A 24,571-nucleotide genomic window follows, 5' to 3' on the forward strand; every position below is an offset into this window, starting at 1 on the left:
AAGTCGTTGCAACAAGCATTCAGCTATTAACTGGCTGGGCGGCGCGTTGGGTACGATGCTGACGGCAGGCCGCCGCAAACCCCTGAAAGAGTGCGTCATAGAAAGGATGTTCTTTAGGACGCCACTCCGGGTGCCACTGCACAGCCAGGGCGAACGCAGCAGCGTCGCGCACAGAAATTGCTTCAACTAATCCATCAGGTGCCCAGGCTTCTGCATCCAGACCTGGTGCAAGCTGATCAATCCCCTGCTGGTGCAGTGAATTCACCTCAGCATGCTCGCTGCTATAGAGCGCCGCCAGGGCGCCATCCGGGCGGATCTTTACCGTATGAGAGGGCGCATAATGGCCCGCCATGTCGTCAGCGGGCGGCTCACGATGATCAAGCATGCCTGGTAGCGTTTGAACTGCCTGATGAAGGGTGCCTCCAAAGGCGACATTCATTTCCTGAAAGCCGCGACAAATGCCAAATAAGGGCAACGCCTGACGTAACGCCTCGTGTACCCAGCACAGTGCCGCCTCATCGCGCCGTGCGTCAGCACGGGTATTCTCTGGGGCGCGTTCTGCACCATAGCGGTCAGGAGCGACGTTGGTATAACTGCCAGTTAGCAGCAAGCCATCCAGGCTGCCCAACAGAGCAATGGCCTGTTCAGCATGCTGCTCGGGCGTCAACGTATCGGCGGCTAACACAGGAAGAATCACCGGCGTGATGCCGTAGTGGTAAAGCGCCTGCAGGAATTTATCGGTCACTATCTGCGCGGGATGGCCTTCCACTTCTCGGCAGCAGGCGATAACACCCACCAGTGGGCGTGGGGAATGCGTTGCTTGCATAGTCAAACCACTTTGTCAGTTGTTATGTTTTATTCAACAGTCACTTCAACATAGCGTGGCTTGTTTTATTTTCCAATAGCAAAATAGCATTTTTATGAAAAAACATATTAAACTATTGATAAACAAAGAATTAAAAAACACATCCGTTACCGACAAAAAATAATGACACTATTTTTGTTATTAAATATTTGACACAGGCGGCTGCCGAAGCAAGGATACTGTTAGCAGAAACACAACTAAAACGGCATAAAAATAAGGTACAACGTATGTCCTCTGCCAATAACACAGACGCTCAAAACGTAGCCTCGGACTTTCTTGACAGTCACCCAGAGATCACCAGCATTGACCTGTTAATCAGTGATCTTAACGGTGTCATTCGTGGTAAACGCATCCCTAGCGATAACCTTGGCAAAGTGTTTGAAAAAGGCATCTATTTGCCTGCTTCGGTATTTGCGTTGGACATCAATGGCAACACCGTTGAAGAGACGGGGCTGGGGCTTTCCAGCGGCGACGGCGACCGCGTATGTCGCGCCATTCCCGGTACGCTCAATCCGGTCACCTGGATGAATAACAACCAGTATGGCCAGCTATTGATGACCATGGAGGAGATGGACGGCGCGCCATTTTTTGCCGATCCTCGCCAGATTCTGCGGCGCATTCTTGAGCAGTTCTCCGAGCGTGGTTTAACCCCTGTCGTCGCCCTTGAGTTAGAGTTTTATCTGGTTGATCGTTTACGCGACGAAGAAAACTTGATTCAGCCACCGCAGTCTCCCTGCAGCGGCGAGCGGGCCACTCAAAGTCAGCTGTATTCGGTGCTTGAGCTAGACGAGTACGCTGAGTTTATCAATGACTTGCAGAGTGCCGCCCAGGCGCAAGGCTTGCCGCTGGATACGGTATTGAAAGAGTGTGCACCCGGCCAGTTTGAAGCCAATCTGATTCACACAGATGATGCGTTAAGCGCCTGCGACCACTCGGTACTACTCAAGCGATTGATCAAGGGCGTGGCATTAAAGCACGGTTTTGAAGCTACCTTTATGGCCAAGCCTTACGGCTTAGAAGCGGGTAGCGGCACCCATGTTCACGTCAGCTTGGTAGATAGCAACGGACACAATATCTTTGCCGAAAACGGCGACGATCCGCTGGAGAGCACCGCACTGCAACACGCCGTAGGAGGACTGCTGGAGCTGATGCCAGACTCCATGGCACTGCTGGCTCCCAACCTCAACTCGTTCCGCCGTTTTCAGGAAGGACTCTATGTGCCCTTGGCACCTACCTGGGGATACGATAACCGCTCTGTGGCCATACGCGTCCCCGCTGGGCCAAAAGAAGCGCGGCGCATAGAACACCGTGTGGCGGGTGCCGATGTTAATCCCTACCTGTTACTGGCCACCGTACTGGCCTCTATCCAACATGGCCTAACTCAGCAGATTACACCTGCGGAGCCAATCGTCGGCAACGCCTATGATCAAATCGCACCTCAGCTAACTAACAGCTGGACCCAAGCGCTGCACCTGTTGAACAACAACCGCGTACTTGGCGAACAGCTTGGCGAAGACTTTATTGAAGTGTTCATTGCCAACCGCCAAGCAGAGCGCGCCGAAACCATGCGCGAAGTTAGCGCCATGGAGTATGACTGGTACCTGCGCCACGTATAAGCTGATAAACCACCAATAGAACCCACCAAGAGAATAGAGAGAGGCGCTGCTCGGCGTCTCTCTTTTATTGCTTCTGCCTATCTTATGCTGCTATCCCCGTCCTTCTATTAGCTTTTTATTCCGTGTTATCCGTGAGCATCCGTGGCAAATAAAAACGGGCTGACGAACGTATTCGCCAGCCCGCTTCCAAGCAATCCTCAAACTAATCAGCGCTAAACAGCCAACCGGTCACGCATGGCGTAGAACCACGCTCCCATCGCGGAAAGCGGAACACGTAACAACCGTCCGCCGGGCATTGGCAGGTGGGAAATCTGTGCAAAAGCTTCAAAACGCGTCTCTTCACCGCTAATCGTTTCTGCCACTAACTTGCCAGCCAGATGAGAGCACGTTACCCCGTGGCCAGAGTACCCCTGGGCGTAGTAAACGTTGCTATTAATGCGGCCAAACTGCGGCAGGCGGTTGAGTGTCAGCAAAAAGTTACCGCTCCAGGCGTAATCGACGCGGACATCGCCAAGCTCTGGAAAAGTAGCCAGCATTTTCGGTCGAATAGCTGCCTCAATACTGGCGGACTCCTGCCCGCCATAGTTCACTCCGCCGCCATATAGCAAACGGTTATCGGCGGTCAGGCGGTAGTAATCCAAGAGATAATTACAATCCTCTACCGCTTTATCGTTAGGTAGTAATCGTGCTGCTAACTCTGCAGACAGCGGCTCAGTGGTAATGATCTGGGTGCCGCACGGCATCGCCTTGCTTTCCAGCTTGGGTAGCAACCCTTGCAAATAGGCATTGCCAGCCATAACGACCCGTTGAGCGGTCACGCGCCCCTTGGGGGTATGCAGCGTCACCGGTTCACCGTGCTCTACGCGAGTCACAGGGGAGTGCTCAAAAATCTTGCCACCCAACGACTCCAACGCCGCCGCCTGCCCCAGCACCAAATTGAGAGGGTGAAGATGCCCACCAGAGTGATCTACCAATGCCCCCACATAACGATCGCTGCCTATTTCTCGTCTAACCTCTTCACCTTCCAACAGCTCAAGTTTCTGATGGCCGTAGCGCTCCCATAAGGCTTTTTGCTCCTTTAAGCCTTCCCACTGCTTCTTGTTACAAGCGGCAAACAAGTTGCCTTCTTTTAGGTCGCAGTCGATCTGATACTTTTCAATGCGCTGACGGATAATCTGGTTACCCTCAAATGCCATTGCACCCAGCGCCCGAGCGGTTTCAGCGCCGTTTTGTTTCTCAATAACATCCATATCACGGCTATAGCTATTAACGATCTGGCCACCGTTGCGCCCGGACGCCCCAAAGCCAATCGCCACGCTTTCCAGCACCACTACCCGATGACCACGCTCCGCCAAATGTAGTGCTGCAGAGATGCCCGTAAAGCCAGCCCCCACGACACAGACATCACATTCAACATCCCCCTCCAGCATGGGCCTTTGAGATGTGGAGTTTGACGATGCCGCGTAGTAAGACGCGACATGACCAGAAGACGCTTGAGGTTGCATTTGCCACCTTCCTTTTGTTGATTATTTTAACCAATCAGATCATATAGACCGGCGTACGAATGCGCAAGCAACAGCATTCAATGGGCTTGCAGAGGCGAACAACACCTTTTCCCACAAGATAAATGTTATTAAAAAAGCAACACTCGGACATAAAACACACGTCTATCACGCTGAAAATAGTCACCACACGTTTTTATGCACCGCCCCCATTGAGGGCGAGGCCACGTGCTTCCTGTTTGCGCCTTATTACCGGGTACGATTGAGGCACAACTCGCTGCTATTGCTAGCGTTGATAACCGCAGCAGCGTAACGCTAGAGCAGCTGCCTATACTCACCATAGCCCCACCGGAGACCGCTATGGATTATCAACACTACCGCACCGCCCTTGCCGAGACGCTTGCCCAAAGTGAGCTGCCCTTTGCGCCTGCCGAATACCAAACGCGCCTAGACAAAGTGCGCCATTCAATGACACAACGCGGGCTAGATGCATTACTGCTCACCGACCCTGCCGACATTAACTACTTAACCGGCTATCACACCTTCGAGGTATCGGTACACGCCTGCTTAGTGTGCACACCTACACAGCTGGTACTGCAGGTGGCATCTATTGAAACAGGAGCGGCAGTGGTCACCGCCCGTGTCGACGAAATCATTGGTTACCGATGGGAAAACCTGGATGAGATCATTACACCGCTCGCGGACTTACTCACTTCTTGCAAGCAAATTGGCATTGATGGCTGGAGCAGCGGTTTGCGAGTGGGCGTGATGGACGCGCTGGCCCGCTCAGTAGGTAAAGAGCGCTTCTGTGAAGCAGGCGACCTGCTCGATACGATTCGCATTGTTAAAAGTAGCGCCGAACTTGAAATGCTCAGCGAAAGTGCACGAATTACTGCGGCAGGTTTAGAAGCTGCGATGGCCGCTATTCGCCCTGGCATGACTGATAACGATATTGCCGCTATCGGTGCTCAAGCGCTGCTAGAGAACGGCAGCGAGTTTATGAGTTTGCAGCCTATCGTGACCAGTGGGCACCGCATTGGGGTGATTCACGTGAACCACAAGCGCCGCGTCATACAGCCCAATGAACCGATATTTTTAGAATTCGGTGCCGCTTACCAGCGCTATACCGCGCCGATGATGCGCACTGCCGTGACTGGAAAACCTAGTGCTGAATTAACCGCCACCCGCGACTTGTGCCGTTCGCTGTTCGAATCGCTATGCAGTTATATGAAACCGGGCCACACCTTTGATGATGCCGCGAAGGCAGCGGATGCATTGCTGGCAACTACCCGTGATCAACTGTTCTTCTCGGGGGTGTTTGGCTACGCGGTGGGTGCGCAGTTCCCTCCTAGTTGGGTTGAAGGCACCGGCTATATTGCCCAAGGCCTACATCGTCCCTTCGAAGAGAACATGGTCTTCCACTTACCGCTCTGCCTTCGCGTTCCTGGCCAGTGGGGCGTAGGGATCAGTGATACCGTGGTGGTCACTCAACACGGCGCCGAGCCACTCACTAACAACGACTGGCAGCTTTATCAGGCAATGGATAAGTAGCGAATAGAGAACCACACTTATAGCCCAAGATTGACAGTACGATTAACCAGCGCTATCGTCACTAAAGATGCAAATGAGAAACACTATCTTTTCTCATTTATCTGAGGTAGCCATTATTTGAGGTCGGGTAAGCACGATGACTAGTGAGCAGCGCCAGCTTCGCCAAACGTTGATATTTTTGCGCACGTCTTTCGAAGCAGTGCAACACTCGATTGCCGGTCGGCTAGACGACCCGCTGCCCTGCTGGCTAGACACCAGCATGCTCACTCTGCTGTCACGGGAACTAACCCGCTGCAGCCAGCAAGCGAAGCCGCTCTTCGCCCCTCCCGTCACCGAGCAAATATTCATTGCCTCACAGCAGTGTGACTTACTCCTCAAGCAGTGCCCCGGCGTTCTGAGCAGCGCCGTTTGCCACCGCCAGTTAAGCACCATCATGCTGGCGCTGACCAACGCTATTGAACAAATCAATACGCCAGCCAAGCGCCGCTGGCCTTGGCAGAGAGCCTAAGCAACCCTTTACCTATACCCCGGTTTATTGCGTTGCCGGGGGTTTGTTTTGCCTTCAAAAATCTTATCCCATGACTGCGCCGTAGCGGCTGGTAATTACTGAGTTAGCATTTACTAGTAAACTGGTCTATTCTGTTCGCCACGATTAAATTGACCGCTTCCAAAAGGAGTCTGTTCATGGCGTATGAAGCGCTTTTCACCCCTCTTCAATTAGGTAGTTTGTCGATCCCAAACCGAGTCATCATGGCTCCCTTGACACGCTCGCGCACCCCAGACAGCGTGCCGGGCACCTTGCAGGAAGCCTATTACGGTCAGCGGGCAGGCGCAGGGCTGATTATTAGTGAAGCAACCAACATCTCCCCCACAGCCAAGGGTTATGTGTATACACCTGGCATTTGGACGGATGAACAAGAAGCTGGCTGGAAAGGCGTGGTGGATGCGGTGCATGCCAAAGGTGGTCGTATCGCGCTGCAGCTGTGGCACGTTGGGCGTGTGTCCCATGAAATGGTGCAACCGGATGGACAACAGCCTGTTGCCCCTAGCGCGTTAAAAGGCGAAGGCGCTCAGTGCTTTGTTGAATTTGAAGACGGGACGGCTGGTCAGCACCCTACTAGCACGCCCCGGGCACTGGAAACCGATGAGATCCCCGGCATTGTTGATGACTACCGCCAAGCGGCTGTTCGTGCCAAACGCGCAGGCTTCGACATGGTGGAAGTCCACGCGGCTAACGCTTACCTGCTTAACCAGTTCCTGGCCACCGGCACCAACCAGCGCACCGACCAGTACGGCGGCTCGTTGGAAAACCGCGCGCGCTTCCCGCTAGAGGTGGTCGATGCGGTAGTTGAAGTGTTCGGTGCAGAGCGCGTGGGCATTCGCTTGACGCCCTTTATCGAACTGTTCGGCCTGACTGATGATGAGCCAGAAGCCATGGCCTTCTATCTGGCAGAGCAGCTGTCCAAACGCGGCTTAGCCTATTTGCATTTAAACGAGCCTAACTGGATCGGTGGCGATATCACTTTCCCTGATGGCTTTCGTGAGCAAATGCGCGAGCGTTTTAATGGCAGCCTGATTTATTGCGGCAACTACGACGCAGAACGCGCGGAGTCACGCATTAATCAAAACACCGCCGATGCCGTAGCCTTTGGCCGCCCTTATATCGCTAACCCCGACCTGCCGGAACGCTTCCGAGTGAATGCCCCCCTTACCGAGCCGAACCATGAAACGTTCTACGGCGGTGATGAAAAGGGCTACACCGATTATCCGTTTATGGATAACGGCTACGATCGTATTGGCTAGATTTCTTGTTAAGCCGGAACCCTTATGAACGAAAAGCATCACTTAGGTGGTGCTTTTTTTATGTCTGAACGCGTCAAAACGCTGCTAGGCTATTGATTCTATCGTTTTCACATACTGGTGAGTCATGTTCGGTTCGCTGTTCGCCCTGCTGGTGTCACTCCTGCTTGCTGGCCTTACTGCCACCACGGGAGCACGTTTCCGCCCTGATGACTGGTATCGCAAACTGCGCAAACCCAGCTGGACACCACCTGATATCGCCTTCCCGATCGCCTGGGGCATCCTTTATTTATTGATGGCCATTGCGGCGTGGCGCATTTATATGGCCGATGACTCTCCGTTTCGCGCCGCCGGTCTGGTCGTATATGGCCTGCAATTACTGGCCAATGCGGCGTGGTCATGGCTGTTCTTTGGGCGAAAGCAGATCACCACAGCGCTGGCAGATATCGTGCTCCTGTTGGGATTAATTACACTAGCCATAGTGCTATTTGCTAATGTGAGCCTGTTAGCTGCTTGGTTGATGGTGCCTTACTGGCTTTGGGTGGCGCTTGCGTTAACACTGAATGCCGCTATTTTACGACTAAATAATAGGGCCTAAGCGCCGACAGATAGGACTCAATGAGATGGATATCACTTCACTTCCGTTCTTACTCGCTGTTGCTTCATTAGTGCTGGGGGTCGTGGCTGCGGCTATTTTCGTTTACGTGGTTCTTCCCAAACAACGCCGCGCCAAAGCAAAGGCCGCCACGCCGCCAGCACCCAAAGCAGAACCACAGCCTCCCTCCCCTGAACCAGAAGAACCGGTGCCCACCAAGCGCACAGCGAAAGTAAAGCAGCACTCTCTATTTGTCATTTTTTCTCATCCCGATTCGACGACAGACGAACGCCTGGCCGAGTGGCTACGGGGAAAAGAAGCCAGCTATGATGCAGTCAAAAAGGTTTTCTTTATCAAAGGCAAACAACCCTCGAACCCAATCACGATCGCCAACGCCTTTCCACCTGGAGAAATGCCCGACCTACTTCAAGGCGAAACCCACGAACCCATTCGTGGGATTAGCTTGCTGGTTAAGCCGCCACTACATAAACGTCGCAATCAGCAGATGTACGTTTATGTAGAACTCGCCAAAGAGCTAAACGAAACCTTTAGCGGCAACTTACTCGATGCCGAGCAGCAACCCGCCTCCGAGTCGACTTACGCGCACATTATTGGTTGATCGGTTAGCGATCAAACAACACCTTGACTACGCAGGTAGTCGTCGTAGCTGCCGCTAAAGTCGACAAGGCCCTCGGGCTGCATATCAATAATGCGCGTGGCCAGCGAGGAAACAAACTCGCGGTCGTGGCTGACAAATATCAGCGTGCCTGGGTAGTTCTCCAGCGCTAAGTTCAGCGCCTCAATCGATTCCATATCCAGGTGGTTGGTCGGCTCATCCATTAGCAGCACGTTCGGGTTGGTGAGCGTTAGCTTGCCAAACAGCATGCGCCCCTGCTCGCCACCGGAAATGACCTTCACCGATTTACCAATATCGTCGCTGGAAAACAGCATCCGGCCCAACGCGCCGCGCACCACCTGCTCACCGCCTTTGGTCCACTGGCTCATCCACTCGAAGAGCGTGGCATCAACAGGAAAGTCGTCGGTGTGATCTTGGCCGAACATGCCAACTTCCGCTGCATCGGTCCACTTCACTTCACCGGCATCGGGGTGCAAATCACCCGCCAGGGTTTTCAGCAGGGTGGTTTTACCAATGCCGTTGGGGCCGATAATAGCAATGCGCTCACCTGCTTCTACGGTCATCGAGAAACGCTCGAAGAGCGGCTTCTCATCATCGTAGCCTTTGGTAATTGCATCTACATTTACGGCATTGCGGTGAATCTTTTTATTCTGCTCAAAGCGGATAAACGGACTAACCCGACTCGAAGGCTTGATATCTTCCAGCTTGATTTTGTCGATCTGGCGCGCCCGTGAAGTGGCCTGTTTGGCTTTGGAGGCGTTGGCCGAGAAGCGGCTAACAAACTGCTGAAGCTCGGCAATTTGGGCTTTTTTCTTGGCGTTATCCGAGTGCTGGCGCTCACGGGCAGCAGTGGCGGCTGTCATGTAGTCGTCGTAGTTACCGGGGAACAGGGTAATTTCCCCGTAATCCAGATCCGCCATGTGCGTGCACACGCTGTTCAGGAAGTGGCGGTCGTGGGAGATGATAATCATGGTACTGCTGCGCGCTTTGAGAATATCTTCCAGCCAGCGGATAGTATTGATATCCAGGTGGTTAGTCGGCTCATCGAGCAGCAGCACATCCGGGTCGGAAAACAGTGCCTGGGCCAGCAGCACACGCAGTTTCCAGCCGGGAGCAACTTCACTCATCGGGCCGGTGTGCTGTTCAATGGGAATACCTAGCCCCAACAGTAACTCCCCGGCGCGAGACTCAGCGGTATAGCCGTCAAGCTCAGCAAAGCGTACTTCCAAGTCGGCCACCGCCATGCCATCCGCTTCACTCATTTCTGCCAGGGAGTAGATCCGTTCGCGCTCGGCGGCCACTTTCCACAGTTCAGCGTTCCCCATGATGACGGTGTCAATGACTCGCTCGTTCTCATAGGCGAACTGATCCTGGCGTAGCTTACCAAGCCGCGTGCTGCTATCCAGCATGACCTGGCCGGACGAAGGCTCAAGCTCGCCACCTAAAATCTTCATAAAGGTGGATTTACCGCAACCATTGGCGCCAATCAAACCGTAGCGATTGCCGTTATTAAATTTGACGGAGACATTTTCAAACAGGGGCTTGGCCCCAAACTGCATGGTGATATTGGCGGTTGCGATCAAGATGTGAGCCCTGGTTAACAGTGTAATTGCGCATTCAAAGGCTCGCGATTCTACGCGCCTTTGGGCAGCGTTACACCTCCCACCTAGTGCGCATTGTCTAGCGTAGCCGGAAGTTCGAGTAGAAAGCGTTCACCATCAAGTGCTTGGCGCAGCCGTGCGTGCAGTATCGCGACGATGTCAGGGTGTTCGCCAACCAGCCCTGTGGTTGTCACACTCAAACCTGGGTGGCGCTGTTCAGCGGCGGCACAAATCTCGGCGATATCACCACCTTCCCCCGCATGACGCCCAGGCGAGAGAAACAGCATCGCTAAGATGACCGGGCCTGCTTGGAACTCCGGCGTATCCAATAAATGCTCCAACAGCGGCTCGTTAAAGCGATATTCGTCACCTTCACGGCGTTCCATCGAGGCAGCCGCCACACAAGCCACGTCATCACCAAGCAGTACACTAAGCTGTCCCGCCAAGCGGTTGCGCACGGCGGTCACTTCAGGAATCGGGCTACCGTGATCGACCAGCGCTACATGCGGCGTAGTCCCCGCTTGGCGCTTATCGCGCACGTTGTCGGCCAGCAGCTTGACTAAGCGCAGGTCATTATTGCCCCGCTCATCCACCAGCGGCTGGGCCACACGAACGCTCACCTGAGGAAAACGCGTCTGCAGTGCTGCCATGCGCTCTGGCAAGTAGCCCGTCAGTGCTTTGCTTGGGCCAAAGAAGAACGGCAGCACAATGATCTCTGTCGCCCCATTCTCGGCACTGCGCTCAGCAGCCGGGCCCAGAGTCATCGCGGGGATGCCGTCGACCTCTTCGGGAGGAATTTTATTAGAGTGCAGCAAGGAAGCCGCCTGTACGGTTTCTCCTAACTGCTGGCTAAGCGCAAACGCTACGCGGCGCAGGTTATGGGTTGCCTGAGGCCGTAATGAGCCGTTATCGACGAGAAAAATAGCGCGCATGTCGGTCTCCGGAGATGGTCAAGTAAGTAATCACTAAAGGCATGATAAGATGAGCGCTTTAACCGATGTACCGTACTCATGATGCTTGATAGCGATGTTTGATACTACCGCCCTGAACCAGCAAAGAAACTTCTTCGATGGCCATACCGATATCTGGCTTTTTGGTTATGGCTCGCTGATCTGGAAGGCCGACTTCGCCTACTTGGAACGCCAGCCCGCCTACATTACCGGCTGGGCGCGGCGTTTTTGGCAAGGCTCCCACGACCACCGTGGCACGCCGGACGCACCAGGGCGCGTCGCTACGCTGATTCGCGCCCAAGGGGAGGTATGTCACGGCATGGCATACCGCATTACACCCGACGTGCTGGCACCACTAGATGTACGTGAAAAGAACGGCTACCTGCGTGAAAAAGTGCCGCTCACTTTTCTAGCGCAGCGTGGCAATGTGCAGGCGGCAAAGGCAACAACGGAAGGACTAATTTACTTAGCTACTGAAGATAACCCAGCCTTTCTGGGCGAGGCATCGTTGGATGATATTGCACACCAAATTGCCCATTCCCATGGCCCGAGCGGCTCGAATAAAGCTTACTTACTGAACTTAGCCCAGGCGTTACGCGAATTAGGCACAGACGATGCGCACGTTTTCGCCATTGAGGAGCAGCTACACCGCTACCAATAACGTGGATAACGGCGGTGGCGCGCTAAATTATTCACCAAAATGGCCACTACCAGCATTACCACGCACCCGGCACCAATGGGGATCAGCGGATACCACCAACCTAACTTGTGGACACTCGCCCCACCGGCTACCGCGATCAGCGCAGCGGCAGCCCCCGGTGGATGTACGGTGTGTGTCAGTTGCATCACCAGTATGGAAAGCGACACCGCTAGTGCCATCGAGATAGGCGTCGCGCCCAGCAGTTGGTAGCACCCCACCCCCACCAGCGCCGACAAAACACTGCCAAACAGTACATGGCTTGGCTGGGCGAACGGGCTTTCAGGCGCTGCATAAATCAATACCGACGTTGCCCCAAAGGAGCCCACGATTAATAACTGCTGCGAGAGCCAAGCAGAGCTTAGCCAGCATATAACGGCCATGCCAGTAAAAGCGCCCAGCCACGACCAGCAGGCATCTTTCCAGCCGACGCGGGGCCGCGGCGTTGGTTCTCCTCGCATCTTGCCAAGATAGGCTTTCATTGCACTCTCTCTGCACAAAAAGAGTGCAGATGATGGCAAAATGCACCAGATAAGCAAATGACAATCCGTCATACGCTGATGAAGCACTTTCAAGAACGCGTTAAAAAACGTCCTTAAACCCACTTTCAAACACATTCTCAAACACACTTCCAGGATGACAAAGCAGCTAATGTCTAACGCCAGCAGTACCCCGTTAAACGTCACCCCTTCTAGTTTATTGCTTGCCGTGGTGGCAGCTGTCGGTATGGCAACCATCGGCGTTATTTCGCGTATTACCGGGCTAAATGCCGAAAGCATTACGTTTTATCGTTTAGGCCTTGGGGCGACGTTTCTGCTGGCGTATTTAGTGCTGACAAAACGCCACGCCGCACTCAACGCACTGCCTGGACGGCAGGTAGTCATCAGCGGCGTACTTCTGGCGTCATTTATCCTCTTTTACGTTCAGGCCATGAACTACACCCAGATGGCCAACGCTATTTTGATGATCTACCTAGCACCAATTATCGCCGCCGTGGCAGCTCACTCCCTCTATGGTGAACGCCTTACCACTGAACAAATTGGATTGATTGGTTTGGCGCTGTTTGGGTTCGCGATGATGCAAGAGTTTCGTTTGAACCTTGATGATCACCAAGACATTATTGGGATGGGCTATGCCTTAGCCGCCATGTTTGCCTATAGCGGCTTTATGCTCATTAACCGTCGTTTGCCAAGTCATTTAGACAGTAGGGTCTGCGCGTTTTGGCAGCTGCTAGTAGGTGCGCTGGTCATATTACCGTTTGCTCTTTGGCAGCCCGAAGGGCTAACCGCCGCGGCTTGGCAATGGCCTTGGCTGTTAGTAGCCGGCTTCTTACCCGGTTTTTTAGCGTTACTGTGTGCCGTGATGGCGATTAACCGACTGCCCACCGCCCTGTATGGAACCCTGGCTTACTGCGAGCCGGTGGCAGTGGTGATCTTTGGCTGGAGCTTATTCGGTGAAACGCTTTTGCCACTGCAGCTTGCCGGATGCGCACTGGTATTAGCCAGCGGCATCATGCAAGCAGGGATGGGGGGACGCAGGCCTACATCATTAGCCACGACAGGATAAACAGCGCCAGCACAATACGCACGATGGCTCCTAGCAGGGAGCCTCGCAGCAGCGCTCGAAAGCCGCGCCATAACAGCCACAAGCCAATTACCAACACCAGAATGCTAAAGAACGACGCATTGATACCCAGGGAGCGGGTAAGGCCATCAATGAAGTCATCAAACGCGCCGAAAAAGTTAGTGAAGAAGCCCAATAAAAACTCCACCACCACGCGAATAGCATCGCCAATCGCTTCGCCTACACCATCAAAAAATCCGTTTGCCTGCATGCGTCTCGTCCATCGCTAAAAAGTTTTCGATATTGTCAGTTAAAACCACGCTATTGCAAAGCATGCCGATAAAGCAGCGCTTCCTTCCCTTTTACGCCCCCTTAAGACGTTTACCCTATTTCACTTTTTCGACTGACGCGTTACAACGTTGTGAACGCAATAGCGGGAGAGACTGGTGCTAGCCACCAGCGCCGAAGGAGCAACGACCCCGGAAACTCTCAGGCCACCGGACCGCTATTGTTACGGTATTTACTAGAACAGTAATTACTAACACTTTCCGAAGAGCGGTTGATGACTGCGTCACTCAGCCCACCGAAGGAGCAAGCGCTTCAATAGATGCGTGAATCTCTCAGGTTCCATGACGGAAGGGGTACGCCTAGCCAATGTTGCTAGGGGTATCGCTTGACGCTCATACAATCTGGAGAGACACATGCAACGCATTGCTATTATTGGCGGTGGGATCACCGGTATTACAAGTGCTTATGCCCTGGCAAAGCGCGGCTTTGATGTGACTGTTTTTGAAAAACACCGCTATGCGGCGATGGAAACATCTTTTGCCAACGGCGGGCAGCTGTCGGCCTCGAATGCTGAAGTGTGGAACCACTGGCCGACGGTGCTTAAAGGCCTGCGCTGGATGCTAAAAAACGACGCGCCGCTCCTGGTCAACCCTCGCCCTAGTTGGCACAAACTCAGTTGGTTTGCAGAGTTCATCGCCGCCATCCCCCGGTATGCCGACAACACCACAGAAACCACTCGGTTAGCGATTGCTGCCCGGGAACACTTATTCCAGTGGGCGAAAGACGAGCAGATTGATTTCGACCTCAAACAGCAGGGCATTTTGCATATCTACCGCGACAAAGCTGGCTTTGACCACGCAGCACGTGTGTCGCAGTTGCTAGCGAAAGGCGGCCTTGAACGCAGATCGGTCACGCCGGATGAAATGCGCGCCATCGAGCCAACCCTGGCAGGTAGTTACTATGGCGGTTTCTATACCGAAAGCGACGCCACTGGCGATATCCATAAATACACCAACGGCCTAGCCCAAGCAGCCGCCAAACGTGGGGTGCAGCTTAACTATGGCCACCACATTGACGATATTGGCGCTGACGAGAATGGGGTTTGGGTAAGCGCCACGGTAGATAACAACAGCATGAGCCAACGCTTTGACAGCGTAGTAGTTTGTGCGGGGACCGGTAGCCGCGCCATTGCCGCCAAATTAGGCGATCGCGTTAATATCTATCCCGTAAAAGGCTACTCCATCACCGTACAGCTAGATGGCGAGGCCTCTCAGCAAGCCGCGCCAACCGTCAGCCTGCTAGATGATGAAACCAAATTGGTGACCAGCCGTTTGGGGCACGACCGCTTCCGCGTGGCTGGCACCGCTGAATTTAACGGCGCGAATCGCGATATACGCAACGACCGCATTCAACCGCTGATTCGCTGGGTAGAAGAGTGCTTTCCTGGCGTGAGCACCCAACGCGTAGTGCCCTGGGCTGGCCTGCGCCCAATGCTACCTAATATGCTGCCCAAAGTTGGGCCTGGCCGTTTACCCACTGTTTTCTATAACACCGGCCACGGCCACCTAGGCTGGACACTGTCAGCCATTACCGCCGAAATGCTGGCGGACGCGGTGGAAGAGAAAAATATCCTCCGCGAGACAGCCCCCCAACCGCTTAGCTAGTTCCAACCATGACAAGTCTGGGCAGGCTTCCGGTAAGATATAGAACACCCCAACATAGGCGTGTTTTATGCTTAACCAGCGTGCATTAACCTACCTCAATGAAGTGATTCGGCGCGGCTCGCTCAGGCGCGCCGCCGCCCACCTGAATGTCGATGCTTCTGCCGTTAGCCGCCAACTAAAAGCACTAGAAGAAGAGCTGGATACCCAGCTATGCGAGCGGCACGGAAGAGGGATGCGTGCCACTGCAGCGGGCCAGCTACTGGTGCACCATTTTCATGCCCAGCGGGCTTCAGAAGAAGCGGTGCTCTCCCAACTAATGGCACTTCAAAGTCTAGCGAAAGGGGAAGTTCGCATTGCCGTGGGAGAAGGGTTTATTGCTGACCTGATCGCCGCACCGTTAGGCACTTTTATGTCAGCGTTTGACGGTATCAAAGTTGAAATCCGCATGGCGGGTGTCAATGAAGCGATGTCGTTACTCCACGATCGCGAGGTGGATATAGCGCTACTCTATGCACCGCCGGTAGACCCGCAACTTTTCTGCCACGTGGAAACGCGCCAGCCGCTCGATGTCATTGTCCCCCCCAATCACCCACTAAGTGATCTTAACCGCCCAGTAACGCTGCATGACTTAAAGGAGTGGCCTCTGGCGTTAATGGACAATCCTTTTGGTATGCGGCAAATGGTTAATATGGTGGCTCACCAGGAGCGTATTCATCTTGAAGCACGCCTGCATACAAACTCTGTTTCGGTGTTAAAGAACTTCGTCCGCTCAGGCATCGGCGTTACGTTTATGCCCGAACTCACCGTAGCGGATGAGATTGAGCGCGGTGAGATCTTCACACTCCCCATGCAGTACCCGGTGATGAACGGTACGCGGGCACAAATTGTTAGCCTAAAAGGACAGGAACTCCCAGTCGCCTCAATCACTTGCATCAATCACTTACACAAAGGCATGCGCTTTTTCTCCGCCGATGCACCACGACTGTTGCAATAAAAGCCACAGTTTAGGTATTGCATAGTCAACACCTCAATACATAGTCTTCTAGTAGGCACTCCTTATAAATCTAATAACGCGCCCATAGCGCCCCGTAGCTCACGACAATAAACCAGGAGACTGACTATGTACCCAGCAAAACTGCCCTACTACTTTGCGCCTAAACAGCTTATTTCCGCGTGCCTAGTAGGCTCTGCTTTGATGGCAGGGAACGCGCTTGCAGCGACTACGATTAATCTAAGTTACAACGGTGCCCCAGACCCCGAAAAGAATGCTGTCCACGTCTTTGCAGAGAATCTTAAAGCGTTGGTAGACGAAAAAACTGACGGTGAGATCCAGCTTGAGCTCTATCCGAATAGCATGCTCGGCGAAGAAGAGGAGCGCATGGAACAAACCATGAATACGCCCATGCTCAATGTGGCGTCATTTGCGGGTGTTTCTCCGCTGGTTGATGAAATCTTCGTTAGCGCTATTCCGTTTCTGTTCGACGATTTTTCTGCAGCCCACACTTTCTTCGATGAGGGGGAGTATTGGCAGGAAGTCAGCAACGCTCTGCAGGAGCGTGCCGGTATCGATATGCTAGCCGTTGTGGAAGAGGGCGGCTTTTTGGCGTTCACCAATAACGAAAGGCCGATCAGTCACCCTGACGACTTCGAAGGACTCCGCTTCCGCGCTATGGATCCTAGCCAGGTCGCTCTCTATGAAGCCTTCGGCGCCTCCGGCACTCCCATCCCCTGGACAGAGACCTATATGGCACTGCGCACCGGGGTGGCAAACGGCCAAATGAACCCGCCGATGTATATCATCTTGGGCAGCCTTTACGAAGTGCAGGACTACCTGACCCTTGCCAATATCCAGTACTCCGACCAGTTCCTGGTAGGCAACAGTGACATGATCGCGGGTTGGGATGATGAGCTTCGCAGCGCCTTTATGGAAGCCGTCTCCGAAGCTAATCACAATGCCCGTGAGCACAATGAGGAGCAAGTAGAGGCGCGTATCGCCTATTTGGAAGAGCAAGGCATGGAAGTAATTCGCCCCTCTGAAGAAGAGCTAGCCGCTTTCCGTGAAATTGGCCAGCCTGCCTACCTTGAGTGGCTCGGTGAGCGTGATATCGAGCAGCGCTGGATCGATATGGCGTTGGAAGATGCAGGCATGAGTGAACTGCTCGACTAACGGCTGTTAACAACAGGGGCTGGCATCATGCTGGCCCCCTATTTCCAGTACTTAATACTCCAGTACTTAAGACCCAAGTACTTAAGACCCAAGTACTTAAGACCCAAGTACTTAATGTTCAAGTGCTTAACGTTTCTGTGCTTCATGGAAGGCTGCCATGTTTAATACGCTTCGATCGCGTCTTTTAGCGATCAGCCGCCCTGTTACCTTAACCCTAGCGGGCGCACTGTTATCGCTCAATGTTGCGGCCATTCTGTTTGGGGTGTTTGCACGCTACATAGCTGGTGGCGCGCCTATCTGGACAGATGAGCTTTCACGTTTCTTGATCATCGCCACCGTGATGCTCGCGGCGGGCGCTGTCTGGTCTGAAGGAGGACATATGCGCGTTGGCCTGTTAGAGAAGCGGCTGCCCGCCCCCTTTGCTCGCTTGCTCAACGTGTACCAATGGCTACTCACCTTGCTAATTGCAGCGGGGGGTGCATGGGTTAGCTATCGCTATGCGCTATCGGTCAGCATGTTTACCACCTCTGGGCTCGGCATTAGCCGCACGGTGCCACTGCTCTCGCTACCTATTGGCTTTTTGCTACTAGCTTGGCATGTGCTTCTCTATGGCCCTGCGCCACTCAAGACCATCGAGGACGACCTATGATTGTCACTATGCTGGTTGTTTTCCTGGGCCATGTCTTGCTTGGGCTTCCTCTGTTTATCGCCCTGCTTACCACCGCAATAGTCGGCTTTTTGTTTGTCGACCCCTCAATGATTCCACGCATGCTGCCCCAACAATTCTTTGGTGGTATCAATGTATTCTCCTTGATGGCGATTCCGTTATTTATCTTCGCTGGCAACCTGATGAACGTCAGCGGCTTAACTGAACGCTTGATGGGGCTCGCCCGCCTGATGGTAGGGCATTTGCGGGGCGGCATGGGTCACGTCAATGTGGTGTCGAGCGTATTCTTCGCGGGTGTTAATGGCTCAGCGGTGGCGGACACCTCGGCACTTGGGTCGCTGTTAGTGCCTGCTATGGAGAAAGAGGGCTACTCACGAGCCTTTGCCGCAGGGTTGACCGCAGGTAGCTCGTTGATCGGCCCGATTATTCCACCCAGTATCTTTATGATCCTCTACGCCTCATTGACCAACACCTCAGTCGGCGATCTATTTCTGGCGGGCGTTGTGCCAGGGCTACTGCTGGGGGTTGCCTTTATGGGCATGAACGCTTGGTATGCCTGGCGCCATCGGTTACCCAAAAGTGGCCAGTTGCCCTCGCTCAGCCAACTTGGCGTAGCCTTCGTAGCCGCTCTGCCTGCACTTATTGCTCCTTTTATTATTGTTGCTGGCATCGTGCTTGGCTTCGTTACGCCGACCGAGTCAGGCGCATTAACAGCGCTATATGTCGCGTTGTGCGGGGTCGTGTTGGGAGGATTGCGTTTTAAAGAGTGCTGGAAAGCTATCGTCGATACGGCACGCTTAACCTCGGCGATTTTTCTGATTATGGCCGCCTCAGCGACGATTAGCTGGCTACTATCCTATGCGCAAGTGCCCGCGCAATTTGTCTCGCTGTTATCTCCTTACATAGACAACGCAGTAGTGATTCTACTGTTACTGAGTGCCATTACCTTTATAACGGGCATGTTTATGGAAGAAGTGTCAGCGTTGATGCTACTGACGCCGATCTTTGCGCCAGTGGCTATGATGGCGGGTATCGACCCTATTCACCTGGGCGTCATCATCACGCTTAACATTACCATCGCGTTAATCACTCCGCCGCTGGGTGCCTGCGTGTTTGTCGCCGCCGCGGTCAGTCGGCTTGAGATAGTGTCGCTGTTCAGAACCATTTGGCCCTTTGTACTGACGGCGATTGCGGTGCTTATTCTACTCATCCTGTTTCCGCCACTAACGCTTTGGCTTCCTACACAGTTTGGATAGTGCTCTTCTTGAATAATCCTTTACTTGGATAACATGATGCCTTTGAACACACTATTGAAGGCCTTGCCGCCTCTACCCAGCCACCTAGCTCCAAACTGGGAACAGCTGCGCCGAACATCTATTGAAGATAACGGTGAGCGCTTGGTGCCAATGAGCCTCGCCCCCGCACCGGTTAGCGTATTCCCCGCCTATGCTCGGCTGGGCATTCCCGGCGCGGTACCGGAGTGTTTCGTTCGGGAAAGCGTTTATCGGGCGCTACTCGCCGCAGCACGCAGCCTCCCCGAGGGGATCGGCTTAATCGTACTCGACGGCTGGCGTCCATGGCGGGTGCAGCAGTACTTATTTGATACCCTGCACGAAGCTATCCAACATCATCAGCCCGACCTCAGTGAAGCGGAGCTACTAGAGCGCACACGGGAGTTTGTCTCAGTCCCCAGCCGCGACCCATTAGAACCCAGTCCACATCTCACCGGCGGCGCCGTCGATGTCACGCTATGTGATGCCGATGGCCTGCCGCTGGATATGGGGACGCTGTTTGATGAAGCGATACCTGCCTCTCATAGCGACTATTTCGAGCGCCTGGAAACGCTAACGCCGCAGCAAGTTAACGCCCGCGATCATCGCCGCCTGCTGTATCACACCATGCAACAGCAAGGCTTCACTAACCTGCCTAGCGAGTGGTGGCACTTCGATTACGGCGATCAATTATGGGCCTACTACGGGTCACATCAGCAGGCGCATTACGGCCCGACAGAGTTGGACACCATTGAGAATCGCTGGCGCCGACAGCTGTAGTTGACTAGGCACGATGCCACTCCAGGTAAAGGGCATCGTCGCCTAGAACTCACACCACCTTAGCAAGGATGCTCAGATTGCGTTTCCCGCTACCGCATGCTTGCTACCGATAGACGAGCTTGCTCTTGCTACCCAAAGCCGATAAAGCGCTGGGGTAAAGAAAAACGACACCAGCGTTGCCAAAAGCAGCCCAAATCCGACGGTTTGCGCGAAAGGTGGCCACAATCCGCCTGCCGCCATCATCAATGGAATTAATCCTGCGAAAGTTGTGATCGTCGTTGAGATAATATGCCGACTGGTGGGGCCGCTAATGACCGCTAACATGGCATCGATATCGCCTTGGCGTGCCGCTTCATCGTCGTCAAACGCAGCAATGATGATAATAGTGGCATTAATCGCCACACCCACCAGCCCCATAATGCCGACAATAATGACAAAACCGAATGCATGACCACTGAGCAGCAGCGCTACAATGCCCATGCCCATCGCCTGGGCACCGGCAATAAACACAATGGCAGCGCGGCGAAAGGAATTAAACGCCAGCACGACCGTTGCCACCATGGCAATCACCAACAGTATCACCGAGGCCAGCAGGTTACCCACGGCTTCGTTGCGTTCGGCGGCCTCACCACCGGTTTCAATGCGATAGCCAGAAGGGAGGTGAATTTCTCCTGCATTGAGCGCGTTCTGCAACGCGTCCTCTAGCTGTGCCATGGAAACTGCCGGCAGCGCATCGGCCACCAAGTAGCCTTGTACTAGCTGCACCCGTTCAGCATTACGGCGAGTAATCACGCTCCAAGCTGGCGTTAGCGATACCTCCGCCACTGCCGCTAGCGGCAACCCCTCTGCGACGCTATCGCTGACTAAGCGCAGCGCGGCAAGTTGTTCAGCGTCGGTGCGCCACTCACCCACATACCGTACCCGAACAGGGAGCTGCTGAGTATCTTCCAGCAGCATGCCTGCAGACTGGCCCGACAGTGCAGCACCAACCTGTTCCGCTAGGCGTTGTGGCGTTAAACCTGCATCGTGAAGCGCCGTTTGGTCGATATCCAGCGTTAGCCTGGGCAGGTCGCGCTGCATACCTGCGCGCACATGGGTCACCTGCGGCAACTGATGCATTAGATTCGCGAGTTCAAGCCCCAGCGATGACAGTATGTCCAAGTCATCGCCATAGACCCGTAGCTCAATCGGTGCTTTAAACGGAGGCCCCTGCTCATACTTACGCACCACGCTTTGGGCCTGCGGAAAGTGCTGATCAAGCACCTGCTGCAGCATTGGCACCCGCTGATTAGTCACCGCTAACGACTCGGCATCGACAATCAAGTGTAAAAACGCCGGGTTGTTATCCTCATTGGTCAATACGTTGTAGTACATCATGGGGGCACTTTCGCCGATAAATGCCGACACCCGCTTGATGCCCGGCAGCTCTCGGATAAGGGTTACGGCTTCATCGGCCAACGCAGCGGTATTGGCGATGCTGCTAGCCGGTGGCAAGCGTACTTCAATGTGGAATTGGTCACGGTCTGCCGGTGGAAAAAACGCGACGTCTAACGTTGGCATTAGCGCGATGCCACTCACAGGCACGCATAAGGTAATGATCATGGCAGCCACCGGATGACGCAGCGAGCTACGTACGGCACGCCGAAAACCACGCTTGACCACGTTATCTTGTGAGCCTGACGGTTTCCTCGCCACGCTGGCCAGCAGCATCGGAGAGAGCGCTGGCACTAACAGCAGCGATACCAAGTAAGAACTCACCAGCGCTACAATAACGGCCATGGCTAGCGGTCCTACGAACTCTCCGGCGGGCCCTGGCATTAGCACAATTGGCATAAACGCTAGAATGGTCGTCAGGGTGCTGGCGAGTAACGGCACGGCTAAATGGCGCAAGGCATCTCGGGTCGCGGCAATCACTGAGTCCCCTTGCAAGAAGCGCTCACGAAGGGCGTTGGTCATGACAATGGCGTTATCCACCATTAACCCCAGTGCCACAATAATGCCGGTAATGCTCATTTGGTGGATATCAATACCCAGCGGCTTGAAAAACGCCAACGTGAGCAGCGCCGTGGCGGGAATCGCTAGTCCCACGGTGATCGCCGAGCGCCAGCCCATGCTTAAAAACAGAATAGCCACTACCAGCACTAACCCTATCAGCAAGCTGCTAGCGACATCGCTTAAGCGCTGATTGGTGTAACTTGCTTGTTCAAACATCACTTCAACATCAAGGCCCACGGGCAGCTCGTCAGCAAACGCCATGAGTTGTTGCTGAGCCCGTTCAACCCAAACATCAATACGCTGGCCGGGAGCCATACGGGCACCCACAAACACGGCTCGTTCGCCGTTAAGCAGCGCCATGGCGGCGGGCGGGTTCTGCACGCCGCGGCGCAGCTCGGCAATCTCACCTAGCCTAACCGTTTGACCTTGCCGGATAGCCACGTCGACATCGCGCAACCTGTCCAACGTATCAAATTCACCGCTCAGCCCGACTGTTAGCCGATGGCCTCGAGTGACCACTTCGCCTGCCGTGCGGCGGCCATCACTTGCTTCAATGGCGGCGGCCAATTGGCCTACGGAAAGCCCCAACGCATTTAGCTCTAAGGGGTCGACCATGACCTCGACCTGCTCCCCTGCGACACCAAACAGATGGGTGTACTCCGTGCCTGCAACACGCCTAAACTGGTCTTCTAGGCGTTCGGCGTAGCGCTCCATCAACTGTGGGTTGGGCGAAGAATCTAGTGTCCAGCGCAGGGCAGCCACCATGCTAAAGGCGTAACCGCGGTCATCCAGCAGCTCTGGTGTTTGCACACCGGCTGGCAAGGTTGGCGCGATATCGCCTAATTTATCTCGTACTCGGCTCCACACAGGGGTGACATCAATAACCGCGTCTTCTAATTCAAGACTGATAACAGCGATGCCCTGGCGCGACGTAGATTCAAGCACTTGGATTTCTGAAATAGTGCGCAACTCGTTTTCAATAGGCCGCGCTACCAGCGCTTCAACCTGCTCAGGCGTAGCACCAGGAAACGGCGCAAGCACGGTAGCCATACGCGCAATCAGATGAGGGTCTTCTGCCCGAGGAAGCGTTTGAATAGCCGATAGCCCAGCCACAACCAGCAACCCCAAGGTTAGTGCCACTAAACGGCGATTAAATAACCACTCAATGCGCTGCATAAGCCATATCCTCGCTGAGGGTGACCTGCAGCCCAGGGGTGATGCGGTGAATGCCGCTAGTAATTATCCTTATTCCTGGCTCAAGGGTTCCGCGCACAAAGGCTTGATCGCCTTCAGTGTGCAGTAATTCCACGCTCGCCCGTGCCACACGAAAATGCCCCTCTTCCAGCGGCACTGCCACCAGTACGTTCCACAATCCTCGCTCGGCAGCACGTAAGGCATCTAGCGGCACCCAATAGCCACTGGCAGGCTCTACCACTGCGTAGCTAAGTTCAACGAGGTCACCAGGCACCGCGCTGTTTGAGGCGTCAAGCGAGACAACCAGCGTCTGCGTGCGACTGTCGCTGTCAATATGGGGTAGCCGAGCACGCACCTTACCGCCAATAGCGTGGTGATTAACGTTGAGTGTGACCGTCTCGCCTGGTGTAAACGTCGACGCTAACCGAGCAGGCAATCCTAGATGCGCTTCAAGTTGCTCAACATCGATAAGCTCAAACGCGGCGGTTCCGCTCGTCACTAAACTACCAACGCTGACATGACGTTCAATAACGCGTCCAGCGAAGGGCGCTTTTAACGTGCTGTCCTCAAGATCAGCAGTAAGGCTGTCTCGTTCAGCCGCCAGTGCCGCAAGGCGAGCTTGAAGCGTGAGCCGATCCGTGCGTGCTTGGTCCAACGTCGTACGGCTGGCAAAATTACTTTGATTAAGCTGCGCTTCACGCTCTTCTTGGCGCTGAGCAAAAGCCAGACCGGCGCGGGCTTCCTCACTGCGTGCGGCCACTTCTGCCAAACGGCTTTCAAGACGACGGGTATCCAGTGTCGATAGCACATCGCCCTGCTCAACCGCACTCCCCCTATCAGCCAACACCTCGCTAACACGGCCAGCGGGTTCAAAGGCAAGCGACACTGACTGACGTGCAACCACTCGCCCCGTTAAGCGCACGTCCCGCTCCAGCTGTTCGGAGTGGGCAAGAGACTGCGTAACCACTTGCAACAAAGCGTTATCAGTTTCTTGCTGGTTGGCCAACTGGGCACGACTGTGCTGGCTAGTAAGCGCAACCACCGTAACTACCGTGACACTCATCATAATTAAGGCCGCCAACGTGCCACGACTCCGGTGGCGCCAGGAAGTATTGAAGGACGTGTCCATAATGGCCTCGAAATGGTTTATTCTTGAACGATACGGTTC

At 54.3% G+C, this 24,571-nt stretch carries 22 protein-coding genes and 2 riboswitches; of the genes, 14 read left to right on the plus strand and 8 right to left on the minus strand.

Going from position 1 to position 24,571, the window contains the following annotated elements:
* Positions 1–19: 19 nt before the first annotated feature.
* Positions 20–826 (minus strand): gamma-glutamyl-gamma-aminobutyrate hydrolase family protein, encoded by an 807-nt coding sequence (locus ACN06F_RS15910; RefSeq protein WP_038478694.1) that lies wholly within the window; start codon positions 824–826, stop codon positions 20–22.
* A gap of 266 nt (positions 827–1,092) precedes the next feature.
* Here ACN06F_RS15910 and ACN06F_RS15915 point away from each other — a divergent pair, with 266 nt between their 5' ends.
* The gene (locus ACN06F_RS15915; RefSeq protein ID WP_433924279.1) at positions 1,093–2,481 is read left to right on the plus strand and encodes a glutamine synthetase family protein; all 1,389 of its coding nucleotides are present in this window, start codon (positions 1,093–1,095) and stop codon (positions 2,479–2,481) included.
* A 212-nt stretch (positions 2,482–2,693) separates the two neighbouring features.
* Here the strand turns inward: ACN06F_RS15915 and ACN06F_RS15920 are convergent, their stop codons facing one another.
* Positions 2,694–3,986 (minus strand): NAD(P)/FAD-dependent oxidoreductase, encoded by a 1,293-nt coding sequence (locus ACN06F_RS15920; RefSeq protein WP_038478700.1) that lies wholly within the window; start codon positions 3,984–3,986, stop codon positions 2,694–2,696.
* Between the two features lie 357 nt (positions 3,987–4,343).
* Here ACN06F_RS15920 and ACN06F_RS15925 point away from each other — a divergent pair, with 357 nt between their 5' ends.
* From ACN06F_RS15925 to ACN06F_RS15945, 5 genes are all read left to right on the plus strand, one after another.
* Positions 4,344–5,534, plus strand: a complete 1,191-nt coding sequence (locus ACN06F_RS15925) for a M24 family metallopeptidase (RefSeq protein WP_433925127.1) — start codon at positions 4,344–4,346, stop codon at positions 5,532–5,534.
* Positions 5,535–5,670: 136 nt separating this feature from the next.
* Complete coding sequence (locus tag ACN06F_RS15930) at positions 5,671–6,042, plus strand: hypothetical protein (protein ID WP_198349406.1); 372 nt, start codon at positions 5,671–5,673, stop codon at positions 6,040–6,042.
* Between the two features lie 176 nt (positions 6,043–6,218).
* Entirely contained in the window at positions 6,219–7,337 is a 1,119-nt protein-coding gene (locus tag ACN06F_RS15935; protein WP_433924280.1) for an alkene reductase, read from the plus strand.
* Between the two features lie 124 nt (positions 7,338–7,461).
* Positions 7,462–7,932: a TspO/MBR family protein gene (locus tag ACN06F_RS15940; RefSeq protein WP_433924281.1), complete on the plus strand. Its 471-nt coding sequence runs from the start codon at positions 7,462–7,464 to the stop codon at positions 7,930–7,932.
* 25 nt (positions 7,933–7,957) lie between these two features.
* Positions 7,958–8,548, plus strand: a complete 591-nt coding sequence (locus ACN06F_RS15945) for a cell division protein ZipA C-terminal FtsZ-binding domain-containing protein (protein ID WP_433924282.1) — start codon at positions 7,958–7,960, stop codon at positions 8,546–8,548.
* A gap of 11 nt (positions 8,549–8,559) precedes the next feature.
* Here ACN06F_RS15945 and ACN06F_RS15950 read toward each other — a convergent pair whose 3' ends face one another.
* Both ACN06F_RS15950 and ACN06F_RS15955 read right to left on the minus strand, forming a co-directional pair.
* Positions 8,560–10,149 carry an ABC-F family ATPase gene (locus ACN06F_RS15950; protein ID WP_038478718.1) on the minus strand — a complete coding sequence of 530 codons (1,590 nt, stop codon included), beginning with the start codon at positions 10,147–10,149 and terminating at the stop codon, positions 8,560–8,562.
* An 83-nt stretch (positions 10,150–10,232) separates the two neighbouring features.
* Entirely contained in the window at positions 10,233–11,099 is an 867-nt protein-coding gene (locus ACN06F_RS15955; protein WP_433924283.1) for a sirohydrochlorin chelatase, read from the minus strand.
* 94 nt (positions 11,100–11,193) lie between these two features.
* Between ACN06F_RS15955 and ACN06F_RS15960 the strand changes: the two genes are divergently transcribed.
* Positions 11,194–11,778, plus strand: coding sequence for a gamma-glutamylcyclotransferase (locus ACN06F_RS15960; RefSeq protein WP_038478724.1), 585 nt, complete (start codon positions 11,194–11,196; stop codon positions 11,776–11,778).
* Here the strand turns inward: ACN06F_RS15960 and ACN06F_RS15965 are convergent.
* On the minus strand, positions 11,769–12,296 hold the full coding sequence (locus ACN06F_RS15965) for an HPP family protein (protein WP_009722933.1): 528 nt from the start codon (positions 12,294–12,296) through the stop codon (positions 11,769–11,771). The two genes, ACN06F_RS15960 and ACN06F_RS15965, sit on opposite strands and share 10 nt — an antisense overlap.
* A 169-nt stretch (positions 12,297–12,465) precedes the next feature.
* Here ACN06F_RS15965 and ACN06F_RS15970 point away from each other — a divergent pair, with 169 nt between their 5' ends.
* Positions 12,466–13,380, plus strand: coding sequence for a DMT family transporter (locus tag ACN06F_RS15970; RefSeq protein WP_038478728.1), 915 nt, complete (start codon positions 12,466–12,468; stop codon positions 13,378–13,380).
* On the opposite strand, the gene ACN06F_RS15975 is transcribed toward ACN06F_RS15970, so the two are convergent.
* Complete coding sequence (locus tag ACN06F_RS15975) at positions 13,355–13,648, minus strand: hypothetical protein (RefSeq protein WP_038478731.1); 294 nt, start codon at positions 13,646–13,648, stop codon at positions 13,355–13,357. The genes ACN06F_RS15970 and ACN06F_RS15975 overlap by 26 nt on opposite strands.
* Positions 13,649–13,801: 153 nt before the next feature.
* A riboswitch (glycine riboswitch) is annotated at positions 13,802–13,892 on the plus strand.
* Positions 13,893–13,915: 23 nt separating this feature from the next.
* A riboswitch (glycine riboswitch) is annotated at positions 13,916–14,023 on the plus strand.
* Positions 14,024–14,078: 55 nt separating this feature from the next.
* Between ACN06F_RS15975 and ACN06F_RS15980 the strand changes: the two genes are divergently transcribed.
* The 6 genes from ACN06F_RS15980 to ACN06F_RS16005 all read left to right on the plus strand — a co-directional run bounded on the left by ACN06F_RS15980 (position 14,079) and on the right by ACN06F_RS16005 (position 20,214).
* Positions 14,079–15,329 (plus strand): D-amino acid dehydrogenase, encoded by a 1,251-nt coding sequence (locus ACN06F_RS15980; RefSeq protein ID WP_433924284.1) that lies wholly within the window; start codon positions 14,079–14,081, stop codon positions 15,327–15,329.
* Between the two features lie 67 nt (positions 15,330–15,396).
* Positions 15,397–16,323: a LysR family transcriptional regulator gene (locus tag ACN06F_RS15985; protein ID WP_120386251.1), complete on the plus strand. Its 927-nt coding sequence runs from the start codon at positions 15,397–15,399 to the stop codon at positions 16,321–16,323.
* A 126-nt stretch (positions 16,324–16,449) separates the two neighbouring features.
* A complete protein-coding gene (gene dctP, locus ACN06F_RS15990; protein WP_231657940.1) occupies positions 16,450–17,496 on the plus strand; it encodes a TRAP transporter substrate-binding protein DctP in 1,047 nt (348 codons plus the stop codon).
* A gap of 157 nt (positions 17,497–17,653) precedes the next feature.
* Positions 17,654–18,145 (plus strand): TRAP transporter small permease, encoded by a 492-nt coding sequence (locus ACN06F_RS15995; protein ID WP_120386249.1) that lies wholly within the window; start codon positions 17,654–17,656, stop codon positions 18,143–18,145.
* On the plus strand, positions 18,142–19,419 hold the full coding sequence (locus tag ACN06F_RS16000; protein ID WP_038478744.1) for a TRAP transporter large permease: 1,278 nt from the start codon (positions 18,142–18,144) through the stop codon (positions 19,417–19,419). The genes ACN06F_RS15995 and ACN06F_RS16000 overlap by 4 nt, the downstream gene beginning before the upstream one ends.
* Positions 19,420–19,452: 33 nt before the next feature.
* Positions 19,453–20,214 carry a M15 family metallopeptidase gene (locus ACN06F_RS16005; protein WP_198349393.1) on the plus strand — a complete coding sequence of 254 codons (762 nt, stop codon included), beginning with the start codon at positions 19,453–19,455 and terminating at the stop codon, positions 20,212–20,214.
* A 72-nt stretch (positions 20,215–20,286) separates the two neighbouring features.
* Here the strand turns inward: ACN06F_RS16005 and ACN06F_RS16010 are convergent, their stop codons facing one another.
* Positions 20,287–23,385, minus strand: a complete 3,099-nt coding sequence (locus ACN06F_RS16010) for an efflux RND transporter permease subunit (RefSeq protein ID WP_433924285.1) — start codon at positions 23,383–23,385, stop codon at positions 20,287–20,289.
* Positions 23,372–24,532, minus strand: coding sequence for an efflux RND transporter periplasmic adaptor subunit (locus ACN06F_RS16015; protein WP_433924286.1), 1,161 nt, complete (start codon positions 24,530–24,532; stop codon positions 23,372–23,374). Before ACN06F_RS16015 ends, ACN06F_RS16010 begins: the two co-directional genes overlap by 14 nt.
* Positions 24,533–24,571 lie beyond the last annotated feature (39 nt).

The organism is Vreelandella sp. 21, from assembly GCF_050995515.1.
GTDB classification, from domain to species: domain Bacteria; phylum Pseudomonadota; class Gammaproteobacteria; order Pseudomonadales; family Halomonadaceae; genus Vreelandella; species Vreelandella alkaliphila.

Bases quoted from the DNA above. Each gene is read 5' to 3' on its own strand.
- ACN06F_RS16005 (WP_198349393.1), top strand. From the start codon at position 19,453: ATGATGCCTTTGAACACACTATTGAAGGCCTTGCCGCCTCTACCCAGC.
- ACN06F_RS15995 (WP_120386249.1), top strand. From the start codon at position 17,654: ATGTTTAATACGCTTCGATCGCGTCTTTTAGCGATCAGCCGCCCTGTT.
- ACN06F_RS15925 (WP_433925127.1), top strand. From the start codon at position 4,344: ATGGATTATCAACACTACCGCACCGCCCTTGCCGAGACGCTTGCCCAA.
- dctP (WP_231657940.1), top strand. From the start codon at position 16,450: ATGTACCCAGCAAAACTGCCCTACTACTTTGCGCCTAAACAGCTTATT.
- ACN06F_RS15965 (WP_009722933.1), bottom strand. From the start codon at position 12,296: ATGAAAGCCTATCTTGGCAAGATGCGAGGAGAACCAACGCCGCGGCCC.
- ACN06F_RS15940 (WP_433924281.1), top strand. From the start codon at position 7,462: ATGTTCGGTTCGCTGTTCGCCCTGCTGGTGTCACTCCTGCTTGCTGGC.
- ACN06F_RS15920 (WP_038478700.1), bottom strand. From the start codon at position 3,986: ATGCAACCTCAAGCGTCTTCTGGTCATGTCGCGTCTTACTACGCGGCA.
- ACN06F_RS15955 (WP_433924283.1), bottom strand. From the start codon at position 11,099: ATGCGCGCTATTTTTCTCGTCGATAACGGCTCATTACGGCCTCAGGCA.
- ACN06F_RS15915 (WP_433924279.1), top strand. From the start codon at position 1,093: ATGTCCTCTGCCAATAACACAGACGCTCAAAACGTAGCCTCGGACTTT.
- ACN06F_RS15935 (WP_433924280.1), top strand. From the start codon at position 6,219: ATGGCGTATGAAGCGCTTTTCACCCCTCTTCAATTAGGTAGTTTGTCG.
- ACN06F_RS15945 (WP_433924282.1), top strand. From the start codon at position 7,958: ATGGATATCACTTCACTTCCGTTCTTACTCGCTGTTGCTTCATTAGTG.
- ACN06F_RS15910 (WP_038478694.1), bottom strand. From the start codon at position 826: ATGCAAGCAACGCATTCCCCACGCCCACTGGTGGGTGTTATCGCCTGC.
- ACN06F_RS15980 (WP_433924284.1), top strand. From the start codon at position 14,079: ATGCAACGCATTGCTATTATTGGCGGTGGGATCACCGGTATTACAAGT.
- ACN06F_RS15970 (WP_038478728.1), top strand. From the start codon at position 12,466: ATGTCTAACGCCAGCAGTACCCCGTTAAACGTCACCCCTTCTAGTTTA.
- ACN06F_RS15975 (WP_038478731.1), bottom strand. From the start codon at position 13,648: ATGCAGGCAAACGGATTTTTTGATGGTGTAGGCGAAGCGATTGGCGAT.
- ACN06F_RS16000 (WP_038478744.1), top strand. From the start codon at position 18,142: ATGATTGTCACTATGCTGGTTGTTTTCCTGGGCCATGTCTTGCTTGGG.
- ACN06F_RS15930 (WP_198349406.1), top strand. From the start codon at position 5,671: ATGACTAGTGAGCAGCGCCAGCTTCGCCAAACGTTGATATTTTTGCGC.
- ACN06F_RS15960 (WP_038478724.1), top strand. From the start codon at position 11,194: ATGTTTGATACTACCGCCCTGAACCAGCAAAGAAACTTCTTCGATGGC.
- ACN06F_RS15985 (WP_120386251.1), top strand. From the start codon at position 15,397: ATGCTTAACCAGCGTGCATTAACCTACCTCAATGAAGTGATTCGGCGC.
- ACN06F_RS16010 (WP_433924285.1), bottom strand. From the start codon at position 23,385: ATGCAGCGCATTGAGTGGTTATTTAATCGCCGTTTAGTGGCACTAACC.
- ACN06F_RS16015 (WP_433924286.1), bottom strand. From the start codon at position 24,532: ATGGACACGTCCTTCAATACTTCCTGGCGCCACCGGAGTCGTGGCACG.